Here is a 12,546-nt window from a genome sequence, read left to right on the forward strand (position 1 = left end):
CATGAACACCGAATACCGCAAACCGTTACCAGGCACCGACCTGGACTACTTCGATACCCGCCAGGCCGTGGAAGACATCCAGGCCGGCGCGTACGACAAACTCCCGTACACCTCCAAAATCCTGGCGGAACAACTGGTTCGCCGCTGTGATCCGGAGATGCTCACGGACTCACTCAAACAGCTGATCGAACGCAAGCGCGACCTGGACTTTCCCTGGTACCCTGCCCGCGTGGTGTGCCACGACATTCTGGGCCAGACAGCCCTGGTCGATCTGGCGGGTCTGCGTGACGCCATCGCTGAGAAGGGCGGTGATCCTGCAAAGGTCAACCCGGTTGTTCCGACCCAGCTGATCGTGGATCATTCCCTGGCCGTTGAGCACGCCGGTTTCGAAAAAGACGCGTTCGAGAAGAACCGTCAAATCGAAGACCGCCGCAACGACGACCGGTTCCACTTCATCAACTGGACCAAGACCGCGTTCAAGAACGTCGACGTGATTCCGCCCGGCAACGGCATCATGCACCAGATTAACCTGGAAAAGATGTCCCCGGTGGTTCAGAACCGCGACGGTGTCGCTTTCCCGGATACCTGTGTAGGCACGGACAGCCACACGCCGATGGTCGACGCCCTGGGCGTTATTTCCGTGGGCGTGGGTGGCCTGGAAGCAGAGAGCGTTATGCTGGGCCGTGCGTCCATGATGCGCCTGCCGGATATTGTTGGCGTAGAACTGACTGGCAAACTGCAGCCGGGTATCACCGGTACCGATATGGTACTGGCCATCACCGAGTTCCTGCGTAAGGAGCGCGTGGTTGGCGCCTACCTGGAGTTCTACGGTGAAGGCGCTGACAGCCTCACAGTAGGCGATCGTGCCACCATCTCCAACATGACCCCGGAATACGGTGCCACCGCCGCGATGTTTTACATCGACGGCCAGACCATCGACTACCTGAAACTGACCGGTCGTGAAGACGATCAGGTCGCCCTGGTGGAGGAATACGCCAAAGAGACAGGTCTCTGGGCCGACAGCATGAAAAACGCGGAATACGAGCGTGTGCTGAAGTTCGACCTGTCCAAAGTGACCCGTACACTGGCTGGCCCCTCCAACCCTCATGCGCACCTGCCGACATCCGAGCTGGCAGAGCGCGGCATTGCCGGTGAGTGGGAACAGGAAGAGGGCAAGATGCCGGATGGCGCCTGCATCATCGCTGCCATCACCAGCTGCACCAACACCAGCAACCCCCGCAATATGGTGGCTGCCGGCCTGATCGCCCGCAACGCCAATAAGCTGGGGCTGACTCGCAAGCCCTGGGTGAAAACCTCCCTGGCGCCGGGCTCCAAGACGGTCAAGATGTACCTGGAAGAAGCCAAGCTGCTGCCAGAGCTGGAGAAACTCGGTTTCGGCGTAGTGGCCTTCGCCTGCACCACCTGTAACGGCATGAGTGGTGCACTGGACCCGGAAATCCAGAAGGAAATCATCGACCGGGATCTCTACTCAACAGCGGTACTTTCCGGTAACCGGAACTTCGACGGCCGGATTCACCCCTATGCCAAGCAGGCGTTCCTGGCGTCGCCGCCGCTGGTGGTCGCCTATGCGATTGCAGGCACTATCCGTTTCGACATCGAGAAAGATGCCCTGGGCTACGACAAAGACGGCAACCCCGTCACCCTGAAGGACATCTGGCCGGACGATGCGGAAATCGATGCTATCGTGAAATCCAGCGTGAAGCCGGAACAGTTCCGCAGCACCTACATCCCGATGTTCGACATCACCCGGGATGCCCAGGCCAACACCAACCCGCTGTACGAGTGGCGTCCGCAGAGCACCTATATCCGTCGTCCGCCTTATTGGGAAGGTGGCATGGTGGGTGAGAAAACCCTCAAGGGCATGCGCCCGCTGGCGGTGTTGCCGGACAACATCACCACCGACCATCTGTCGCCCTCCAACGCGATCCTGATGAACAGTGCGGCCGGTGAATACCTGCACAAGATGGGCGTGCCGGAGGAAGACTTTAACTCCTACGCCACCCACCGGGGTGACCACCTGACGGCCCAGCGTGCCACCTTCGCCAACCCGAAACTGTTCAACGAAATGGTCCGGGACGAAAACGGCAACGTGAAGCAGGGCTCCCTGGCGCGGATCGAGCCGGAAGGCAAGGTCACCCGTATGTGGGAAGCCATTGAAACCTACATGGAGCGCAAGCAGCCGTTGATCATCATTGCCGGTGCCGACTACGGTCAAGGCTCCTCCCGCGACTGGGCCGCCAAGGGCGTTGCCCTGGCCGGTGTAGAAGCCATCGTGGCTGAAGGTTTCGAGCGGATTCACCGTACCAACCTGATCGGTATGGGCGTGATGCCCCTGCAGTTCGAGGAAGGCACTACCCGTAACACCCTGGCCATCGACGGCACGGAAACCTACGACGTGGAAGGCACCCCGGCACCCCGCGCTGAGCTTACGCTGGTAATCCACCGGAAAAACGGCAGCACCGAGCGCATTCCGGTTATCTGCCGCCTGGATACCGCTGAAGAAGTGTCTATCTACAGCGCAGGTGGTGTGTTGCAGCGGTTTGCGGAGGATTTCCTGCAGTCCGAAGGGGCGGCGTAGCCTGAAGAAATGTCGGATTACGGCCCCTTGGGCCTGATCCGACCTACGCAGAGTTACCGCCAAACCCGTAGGTCGGATTAGCGAAGCGTAATCCGACAATAGAATCGGCGCACGTAGGTCGGATTAGCGAAGCGTAATCCGACAATGAAATCGGCGCACGTAGGTCGGATTAGCGCAGCGTAATCCGACAAGAAACACGGGGTCAGAAGAGAGCCTTCTTCTGACCCTCGTCTTCACGGATCCAGAGAGTAAAACCATGCCCCACGCTCCCCAAATCAAAATCCCCGCCACCTACATGCGTGGCGGCACATCAAAAGGCGTCTTCTTCCGCCTTCAGGACCTCCCGGAACCCTGCCAAACCCCAGGCGAAGCCCGGGACAAACTCCTGCTACGAGTCATCGGCAGCCCAGACCCCTACCAGAAGCAAATCGACGGTATGGGCGGCGCTACCTCCAGCACCAGCAAAACCGTGATCCTGGCAGAGCCCACTCAGCCGGATCACGATGTCGATTACCTGTTCGGCCAGGTCTCCATCGACAAGCCGTTTGTGGACTGGAGCGGTAACTGCGGCAACCTCACCGCTGCTGTAGGTGCTTTCGCTATCAACAGCGGTTTTGTAGCCAAAGACCGGATTCCGGAGAACGGCACGTGCACCGTCCGCATCTGGCAGGCCAATATCAAGAAGACCATTGTCGCCCACGTGCCCATCACCAACGGTGAAGTGCAGGAAACCGGCGATTTCGAGTTGGACGGCGTAACCTTCCCGGCCGCCGAAGTGCAGGTGGAATTCATGGACCCGGCCGATGGCGAAGGCTCCATGTTCCCCACAGGCAACCTGGTGGACGATCTGGATGTGTCTGGCGTAGGCACGCTGAAAGCCACCATGATCAACGCCGGCATCCCGACGATCTTCGTGAACGCCGAAGACATCGGCTACAAGGGCACCGAGCTGCAGGACGACATCAACTCCGATCCCAAAGCCCTGGCCAGGTTCGAAACCATCCGTGCCCACGGTGCGGTGAAAATGGGGCTGATCCAGAACATCGAAGAAGCCGCCAACCGACAGCACACTCCGAAAGTTGCCTTCGTGGCGAAGCCTTCGGATTACGTGTCATCAAGCGGCAAAAACATTGGGACAGGGGATGTGGATGTCCTGGTTCGCGCTCTGTCCATGGGCAAGCTCCACCACGCCATGATGGGCACGGCGGCGGTGGCGATTGCCACGGCATCGGCGGTCCCCGGAACCCTGGTGAACCTTGCTGCTGGCGGTGGCGGCCGAACCCATGTGACCTTCGGCCACCCCTCCGGCACCTTGCGTGTGGGGGCAGAAGCGAAGGAAGTAGATGGTCAGTGGACCGCAACCAAAGCCATTATGAGCCGCAGTGCGCGGGTTTTGATGGAAGGTTGGGTGAGGGTGCCTGGCAATACGTTCTAATGAAAACGGCGGCCTTTTGGCCGCCGTTTTATCACTTTCTCGTCAGGCTGATCTTAGGCACGCTTGCGACGAATGCCTGCAATGCCCAAGAGACCGAGTCCCAGAAGGCCAAGCGTTGCTGGCTCAGGAACTACGATTTCACGACGGATTTTTTCCTTGAGGGTGTCCTCGAAGTCGTCAAAACTGTTCGCCAGGAGCGAAAACGATCCAGTTCCGTAAGCAAAATTAGTAGAAGCACTGCTTCCGATACCAATTACGTTCACGACATCGGCCTCGCCATTCTCTACTGCCCACGCCGAAGTGCCAACAGTGGATGCTGGTCCAGCAGGGTTGGCGCCCACATTGCTAAACCCGTCTGTGGAAACATCGATAACGGACCGCTGAGCAGTTCCGCTGAATGTAGACTCGGCCGCTATTATTCCGCAAGAAATGCAAGTTGACCCACCGGTTTGGCTTAGGCCAAGAAAAAAGTTCGCCAGGTTGGTTCTCGCAGTTAGATCCGAAATTGTCGACATTCCACGTACTACGCTGGCGCCTGAGGCAAATCTGATCACAGAGATGGCAACCGAGCCATCCACAGGAACAACGCTATTGATAGCGTTGGAGTAGCCTTGCATCTGCAGGTTCCACTGGGAGTTACTTATACTGCCAGAAGCGTCCACCACCAAGGCCAATTCAGTAATGGGTGCTGCTGAGGCTGAGAATGGTGCAAATGCCGTGCAGCACGCCAGAAGCAGAGCTGCGAGTGTTTGTTTGATTTTCATGTGAAGATCTCCTTGAAAATTGTTTTTCAGGTTTCCGAACCCGTCTTTGCCTGAGCAGCGCAGTCGCTTGCTCTATCCTTTTCGATAGCCAGACTCGTGCCAACCATAAATTCATCATTACAAACAGTGACATATAGCTTTCTGTCTAGAAAAAGACACACTAAGGTGTAAATTTTTTCAACATCAGCCGATCAGCTGATCACTGAATTCTGCGGGTTATTCAACTAGTCTTGGCGGTAAAGCTGACTTCAAATGAGGAAAACGTGTCATGTCTGCGCAATTTGATATAAACGAACGCCCCGACTACGACGAAGTCCTGCAAAAAATAGCCGACTACGTTCTTGGCTATCGGATTGACAGCGAGGAAGCCTGGAACACTGCTCGTTACTGCTTGATGGATACGCTGGGGTGCGGTCTTCTGGCTCTGCGTTTTCCGGAGTGCACGAAACATCTTGGCCCGATCGTTGAGGGCACGACGGTTCCTCATGGCGCACGAGTACCCGGAACGTCTTTCCGGCTTGATCCGGTGAAAGCCGCCTGGGATATCGGCTGTATCGTTCGCTGGTTGGACTACAACGACACCTGGCTTGCGGCAGAATGGGGTCACCCTTCGGATAATCTCGGCGCCATATTGGCCGTTGCGGACCACCTCTCGCAAAAACGCGTCGCCGAAGGCAAAGACCCTCTGACTATGAGAACGGTTCTGGAAGCCATGATCATGGCTCACGAAATCCAGGGGGTGCTGGCACTTGAGAATTCCTTCAATCGCGTGGGTCTGGATCATGTCGTGCTGGTGAAAGTCGCCTCTACGGCAGTTGCGGCGAAAATGATGGGCGCCAACCGGCAGCAGTTACTCTCTGCGTTATCCCATGCCTGGGTAGATGGACAATCACTCAGGACTTATCGTCACGCGCCCAACGCAGGCTCCAGAAAATCCTGGGCCGCCGGCGACGCCACATCGCGGGCAGTGCGGCTGGCCGATATAGCCATGCGTGGGGAGATGGGAATACCGGGCGTGCTGACAGCGCCGCAATGGGGTTTCTACGACGTACTGTTTAGCAAAACCAACAAAGATCAGAAGCTCAAGCCAGAGGGTAAAAGAGAACTCTTGATTCCCCAGGGATTTGGCTCCTATGTGATGGAAAATATCCTCTTCAAGATTTCCTTCCCGGCCGAATTCCATGCCCAGACCGCTGCTGAGGCGGCAGTAAGGCTTCATCCAGAGGTGCAGGAGCGGCTTGATGAGATTGACAGGATTATTATTACCACCCACGAATCGGCGATCCGGATCATCTCAAAAGTTGGAAAGTTGGCGAACGCGGCGGATCGGGATCACTGTTTGCAGTATATGACAGCTGTACCTCTGATTTTCGGAACGCTCACTGCAGAACACTATGAGGATTCATTTCATGAGGCTCACCCGATCATCGACACACTTCGGGACAAAATGGAGATCGTTGAAGATGAGCGCTATACCCGGGAATATCTGGAGGAGGATAAGCGTTCAATAGCCAATGCGGTCCAGGTGTTTTTCAGAGATGGCAGCAGCACCGACAAAGTGGCCGTTGAGTATCCGGTTGGCCATCGTCGGCGTAGAAAAGAGGGAATGCCGTTGCTGTTAGATAAATTCCGCTACAACCTCGCCACGCGGTTTCCCGCTCAGCGCTGTGATCAGATAAACGCAGTATGCGAGGATCAGCAGGATCTGGAAGCAACTGCCGTACAGGATTTTGTTTCACTTTTTACAATTTAGCGAGCTTTGACAAGGGGCAAGCGAGGCTGCCTGTCAGTTTTGTTTACAAATAGCTGAATGTATCGAAAAGGTTACGTCCCCTCGATTGAAGTAAACCCAAATTGAAGTACACTGTTGCTCTGAAATCGCTGTATAGAACGCAAAGGATGCAGTTTTATGGTTGTGAGCAGCAAAAGGAGTCGACGTGGCCCACGTCAGGTTGTTTAGACACTACATTCATCTCCCCTTCGTCATTCTTGGCCTGATCGATTGCGTTGTCCTCGTGCTGGCTTGTGCACTTGCCATCTTTTTTCGGTTCTTTGGAGATGTTGAGCTTTTCGGCGCTAATCTGAAATTTATTCTTCCTTCCTGTGTTGTTTTTGCAATATTTAACCTGATCGTGATGGTCGCGTTGGGTGTTCATCAGTCCCGGGTTGAGGAGGGCATGTCCGGCATGATGCTCCGGACCATCATGGCCGTTGTCATTGCGCTTCCACTGAGTGGTTTTGCCTGGTTTACCTCAAGTGAATGGCTGTGGTACCTCGGTGACAGCAGTGTTCTGACGACCTCTTCGGTATTTGGTGTTTTCCTTCTTGGTATTGCCCGTTCGGTATTTTTCGCGGTCATCGGCAAGGATGCGTTCAAACGAAAAGTGTTGGTGCTGGGTGCCGGCGTTCGAGCCCGGCAGTTACTGGAAGATTTGCGAACGCCGTTTAACCGGAAAGGATTTGTCCTGGCCGGATTTGTGCCAATGCCGGATGCCGATATTGAAGTTGATCAGCAGTACCTCCTGAACTTTCCTGGAACACTGCACGATTATGTGCTTCGCAGCCCCGTTGCAGAGATTGTTGTGGCCGTGGATGACCGCCGAAAAGGGCTACCGATGGAGGACCTTCTGGAATGCAAGATGGAAGGCGTAAAGATTGTCGACGGCGCGAGTTTCTACGAACGTGAATCCCGCAAAGTTGCTCTTGAAATGATTACACCTGGCTGGCTTGTGTTTTCAGACGGTTTCAATGTCTCCTCAGTATTTGGCGCTGGAAAGCGCTCTCTCGACTTGCTTGCCGCCGGTGCACTTTTTATTGCTACCTGCCCATTGATGTTGTTGACCGCTATCGCGATCAAGATTGAGGATGGCTGGAAGGCACCGGTGTTTTATAGTCAGGAGAGGGTTGGGCTTAACGGCAGGCCCTTCATGGTCCACAAGTTCCGCTCGATGAAGACCGACGCAGAGAAAGATGGCGCAGTTTGGGCGAAGAAAAACGACTCCCGGGTGACCCGGGTCGGAGACTTTATTCGAAAGGTAAGAATCGATGAACTGCCCCAGCTTTTTAATGTTCTTAATGGAACCATGGCTTTTGTTGGGCCGAGACCTGAACGTCCTGTGTTCGTTGAGCAGTTGACCCGTAAGATTCCATTCTACAATGAACGGCATCGGGTAAAGCCTGGTCTGACCGGGTGGGCGCAGCTTTGCTTTGCTTACGCCGACAATGAAGAGGACACCCGCGAGAAACTCAGGTACGACCTTTACTACATCAAGAACCAGAGTCTACTTCTGGATTTGTTGGTTATAATTCAGACAGTAGAGGTGGTATTGTTCAAAAAAGGATCAAGGTAGTTGTTGGTCAGAATAATTTCGTCGATCACAGCTTTCCCATTCACGGAGAAGAAAGAGAGTAATGGATATGACAGTCGCAAAAAGTTTGCTGAACGGTGTGGTCTCTGTTCTGGTTTTGACGGTTCTGAGTGGCTGCTCCTCAACACCGTCATCGTCCCCCGAGCGGATTCAACAGGCGCTAGAGACCCCGGTGACGTCAGAAAATGAGGAATATGTTCTTGGGCCAACTGATGTCGTTCAGGTGTCCGTATGGAGAAATGAGGACCTCAGCATTGCCGTGCCAGTTCGGCCGGACGGAAAAATCTCTGTCCCTCTGGTAGGTGACGTGCAGGCCAGCGGCAGATCGCCCCAACAGTTGGCCGATTCTATTGAGACTCAATTGGCGCAATACATTCGTGAACCTCAAGTGAGTATTGTCGTCACATCCATGGGAAGCAACGAGTTTGTGAATCGGGTGAGAGTGACAGGTGCTGTCCAGCAACCGACCTCTGTGCCGTATCGAGAGGGAATGACCGTTCTTGATATGGTTCTGGGGTCAGGCGGAGTAACGCCATTTGCGGCGCAGAATGAAACTCGTCTTTACAGAGTTCATGAGGGAGACGTCGTTGCGATCCCTGTTCGCCTTGGAGACATCCTGAGTGATGGGGACATTACTACCAACTATTCTCTGCGACCGGGCGATATCATCAGCGTACCAGAGCGCAGTTTTTGAACAGATTCCTGACAGACCATCGATTCCGAGTGAGTATTTGAAATGGCTCTTCCCCTAAGTCAGTTGCCACGAGAGGCCTTGCGCGAAGTCCGGTCGCGAAAATGGCTGTCCTTCCTGCTCTTTGCCATTGTGAGTTCGGCGGTACTGGCGCTTGGTTTTCTCTGGCCGTACAAATATGAATCGAGTGTGGTTATTTTTGTCGATGACCAAAACATTATCCGGCCTTTGATGGAAGGGAGTGCCGTACCGACGGAAATCAATGAGCGTGCATCGGCGGCCAAGGAACTCCTTTGGTCGCGCAGCGTCATAGAGCAGATAGCGACGGACTCGGATATATATGGTGAAGGCGCTGCATCCGCATCTCCGGAGGTTCTGGAAGGGCGAATCGCTGGTTTGCGGAGCAATCTTATCGTCAGGCCTCGTGGTGACTCCTATTTCAGTATTGAGTACACGGCAGAATCGCAGATCCGTGCCTTCAAGGTGGCACAGCGCTTTGGGCAGCTGTTTATCGAGGAGAACAATCAGCGTAAACGCTCGGAAAGTAGAGCAGCGTACGACTTCATCGACAAGCAGGTAAAAGGGTATGAAAAGCAGCTCGAAGAGGTTGAGAGGCGTCTCAAGGATTTTCTTTCCAGGAATGTGGATGGAACCGAAGGCGAGGCCAATAACAGGATGGCGGATCTCCGGCGCCAACTGGAGCTTGCTCAATTGGAACGAGAGGAACTTGAGACGAGAGCAAATTCCCTCCAACAACAGTTGAGTAATCTGCCGCCGACGCTTCGTCAGGGCAAGACGGAAAATGCTTTTCAGGAGCGGATCAATACTCTGGAAGCTCGTCTTGATGCACTGCGGCTGCAATATCATGATTCCTATCCCGACATCGTAATTCTCCGCGAGCAATTGGCAGAACTTCGCAAGCAGCGTGATAGAGCGCTAGCGGAGGCGACTCCTGAGTTGAATCAGAATCAGGGGGAGAGCGTCGCCAATCCGGTCTACCAAGAGGTTCGATCCGAGTTGGTTACTACCCGGGCGGATATGGAGACGATACAAACCCGCATTCGCTCCATCGAGAGGCTGATTTCAGAACAGAAGGAAAGAATGGAGCGGATCCAGGCGAATAAGGCCCAGTACTCCGAGCTGACCCGCGACATGGAGGTAAATAAACAGATCTATGATGACCTCCTGAAACGTCGCGAAAAAGCGCGTGTATCCATGCACCTGGATATTGAAGGTCAGGGCCTGAATTACCGAATAAACGAAACAGCCCAGTACCCACTCGCCCCGGACGGGCCAAGGTTTGAGATGTTCGCCATGGCCGGCCTGTTCATAGGTCTTGTGGCTCCGTTCGGGGCGGCAATCGGATGGGTTCAAGTCGATCCCAGAATAAGAGTGCGTAGTCAGGTGGAGGAAGAGTTTGACTTCCCGGTGCTTGAGCAGATACCGGTGGTTCGGACGCCTTATGAGAAGCGTCGTGACAGGCGGATCACCGTTGCTGTATTTATTCTGTCGGCGTTGGTTGCTGCTGCCTACATTGCTGTTGTTGCCGCAACCATCATTGGGGTGATTTGATGAGAGATGTTGACGCTAACAAAAAACTGGAGCGCTCCCAAGAGGATAAACAGGTCGAGGAGCAGTCAGACTGGAATGATTCCAGGCTGCTTGTACCGAGCTCCCTGGAATTGGGGCCGGGTGCGGTCGACAAGTATGTCCTCAGCAAACAGATTGCCCGGATGCAGGAACCCCGGAAGCTCACCAAAGAGGATCTGGATGAGCGCCGTATTATCTATCCTGAATCAGCGAATAGGGATCTCGTAAACCGATTCCGCAACCTCAGGACCAAGCTGCTGGAGATATCCGGCGGTAATAACTTCACTCTGGTCGTCAGCGGGGCGTCCGAATCCGCCGGATCCTCGTTCGTCGCGCTGAATCTTGCAGCAGCATTCGCCTTTGATCACGCAAAAACCGCTCTCATTATCGACTGCAATCTTCGGGAACCGACGTTGCATTCAGCCCTGGATATAATGCCGGAGACTGGCCTGACAGATTTTCTGGACGACCCGGACTTCGATATTGGTCGAATTCTCTACCCAACAGGAATTCCTCGTCTACGCCTGATACCGGCCGGTAGCAGGCGTGAGACGCCTGCGGAATTTTTTACGTCATTCCGAATGAAACAATTCCTTCAGGCGGTTCGTCGGCGCTATCCCGATCGCTTTATTGTACTGGATACAGCGCCTATCTCGGATTCGCCCGATGCCAGAATACTCACTGAACTTTGTGACTTCGGAATGCTTGTTGTTCCTCACGGCAAGATTACCAGTTCCGGTCTGGAGCAAGCTGCGAGCGCCTTCAGTTCGAATAAATTCGTGGGAGCGGTAATCAATGGATAGGTTATTGAAATCACGGATGACTCAATACGCTAGCCCTTTTACCTTCGCTGTTTGTGTCGGGTTTGGTACCCCGCATGTTTCTGCTGAACCTGTGACCTTATCGGGAGGCGTAGAGTCCAAATACAGTGACAACGTCACCCAGAGCGCGAACAATGAACTCAGCGATACGGAAACCCGTGTTACGTTATCTGTTCAGCACCAATCTGATCCGGGCAGGTGCGTGTCAGAAACGGGTGGCAGCCTTGGCTATGGGGTCTGGGCAGATTCTACCTATGACCCTGAGACCTATGCCGACCTTGCATTCAGGGGGCTGTGTGAACTTCGACCAGGGTTGACCTGGCAGTTGTCCGATAATCTTAGCCAGGTTCAACAGGATTCGCGCGGAACCGATACTCCGGATAATCGCACTCTAAAAAACGTCTTCCGCACAGGGCCTAGCTACGTAATTCCCATTAGCAACCGGGACCAGATCAACCTTTCGATAAACTATGAAAATACCGAGTTTCGCGAACCTGAAGAAACAGACAGCGAAAGATACATCGGGTCGGCAGGCTGGAACCATCTGTTTAATGCAACCCTCTCGGGGGGAATAAGCTTTACTGCAGACAGGGCAGAACTGGATACAGGAGGTGAGATTGATACCGATTCGGCCTCGTTCAACTGGTCCAAGGAGTGGGCGACCACTCGATTTCGAGGAAGTCTTGGTTACAGCGAACTCACCAGCCGGTTTGGCAGCTTTGAGCAGAGCTCTGATGGATGGATAGGAGAGCTGTTCCTGGAGCGGGATGTGGCCTCGTCCATGGTCTTCTTTTTTGAGGCCAGCAGAGAACTGACTGACCAGACATCGGACTTTGATATCCGGTTTCAGGACTTCGTCTTCAATTTGCGGGAAACGACTGAAGTAGAAGTAACAGCTGTAAGCACCGGGTTGAATAAAAGCTACAGCAATAATGCTGACTTGAGCGTTCGTTTATACGCAAACAGGGCGGATTACCTCCGCACCGATGACCGCGAAGATGTTGCAGGTTTAAATATTGCCTACAGTCAGCCCTTGAGGCCTTTGCTGAGCGTCCAGCTGTCCGGTAATTACGAGTATTCTCGCTTTGAAGTCAATACCCAGGATGACGTGGCGCTGAGGCTAAGGACGGGAATCACTTATTCAGCGACGAGTGACCTCGATCTGACAGCTCAAATTGGTCATGAGAATCGCGAAAGCGATCTTCCTGCGAATGATTTTGAAGAGAACTGGGTGAGTGTAGGAGTAAATTACCGGTTCCGGTGAAATAGTTAAGCCTC

Annotated in this window: 9 protein-coding genes; 8 read left to right on the forward strand and 1 reads right to left on the reverse strand. The window is 54.2% G+C overall.

The genetic code is table 11. The annotated features are described in order from the left end of the window. The first annotated feature begins 1 nt into the window (after nt 1). Nucleotides 2–2,599: a Fe/S-dependent 2-methylisocitrate dehydratase AcnD gene (gene acnD, locus KEHDKFFH_RS08295; protein ID WP_104321479.1), complete on the forward strand. Its 2,598-nt coding sequence runs from the start codon at nt 2–4 to the stop codon at nt 2,597–2,599. Nucleotides 2,600–2,855: 256 nt separating this feature from the next. Then, on the forward strand, nt 2,856–4,034 hold the full coding sequence (gene prpF, locus KEHDKFFH_RS08300) for a 2-methylaconitate cis-trans isomerase PrpF (protein ID WP_104321480.1): 1,179 nt from the start codon (nt 2,856–2,858) through the stop codon (nt 4,032–4,034). A gap of 53 nt (nt 4,035–4,087) precedes the next feature. Here prpF and KEHDKFFH_RS20220 read toward each other — a convergent pair whose 3' ends face one another. Further along, complete coding sequence (locus KEHDKFFH_RS20220) at nt 4,088–4,798, reverse strand: DUF1194 domain-containing protein (RefSeq protein WP_192875760.1); 711 nt, start codon at nt 4,796–4,798, stop codon at nt 4,088–4,090. 268 nt (nt 4,799–5,066) lie between these two features. Between KEHDKFFH_RS20220 and prpD the strand changes: the two genes are divergently transcribed. The 6 genes from prpD (at nt 5,067) to KEHDKFFH_RS08335 (ending at nt 12,532) form a co-directional block, all read left to right on the forward strand. After that, the gene (prpD, locus tag KEHDKFFH_RS08310; RefSeq protein ID WP_104321481.1) at nt 5,067–6,551 is read left to right on the forward strand and encodes a 2-methylcitrate dehydratase; all 1,485 of its coding nucleotides are present in this window, start codon (nt 5,067–5,069) and stop codon (nt 6,549–6,551) included. A gap of 184 nt (nt 6,552–6,735) precedes the next feature. Next, the gene (locus KEHDKFFH_RS08315) at nt 6,736–8,148 is read left to right on the forward strand and encodes a TIGR03013 family XrtA/PEP-CTERM system glycosyltransferase (protein ID WP_104321482.1); all 1,413 of its coding nucleotides are present in this window, start codon (nt 6,736–6,738) and stop codon (nt 8,146–8,148) included. Nucleotides 8,149–8,209: 61 nt separating this feature from the next. After that, nucleotides 8,210–8,860, forward strand: coding sequence for an XrtA/PEP-CTERM system exopolysaccharide export protein (locus tag KEHDKFFH_RS08320; protein ID WP_241956461.1), 651 nt, complete (start codon nt 8,210–8,212; stop codon nt 8,858–8,860). A 42-nt stretch (nt 8,861–8,902) separates the two neighbouring features. Further along, entirely contained in the window at nt 8,903–10,429 is a 1,527-nt protein-coding gene (locus tag KEHDKFFH_RS08325; RefSeq protein ID WP_104321483.1) for an XrtA system polysaccharide chain length determinant, read from the forward strand. Further along, nucleotides 10,429–11,250 carry a P-loop NTPase family protein gene (locus tag KEHDKFFH_RS08330; RefSeq protein WP_241956462.1) on the forward strand — a complete coding sequence of 274 codons (822 nt, stop codon included), beginning with the start codon at nt 10,429–10,431 and terminating at the stop codon, nt 11,248–11,250. Before KEHDKFFH_RS08325 ends, KEHDKFFH_RS08330 begins: the two co-directional genes overlap by 1 nt. After that, the gene (locus tag KEHDKFFH_RS08335; RefSeq protein WP_241956463.1) at nt 11,243–12,532 is read left to right on the forward strand and encodes an outer membrane beta-barrel protein; all 1,290 of its coding nucleotides are present in this window, start codon (nt 11,243–11,245) and stop codon (nt 12,530–12,532) included. The genes KEHDKFFH_RS08330 and KEHDKFFH_RS08335 overlap by 8 nt, the downstream gene beginning before the upstream one ends. Nucleotides 12,533–12,546 lie beyond the last annotated feature (14 nt).

The organism is Marinobacter maroccanus, assembly GCF_002933275.1.
GTDB classification, from domain to species: domain Bacteria; phylum Pseudomonadota; class Gammaproteobacteria; order Pseudomonadales; family Oleiphilaceae; genus Marinobacter; species Marinobacter maroccanus.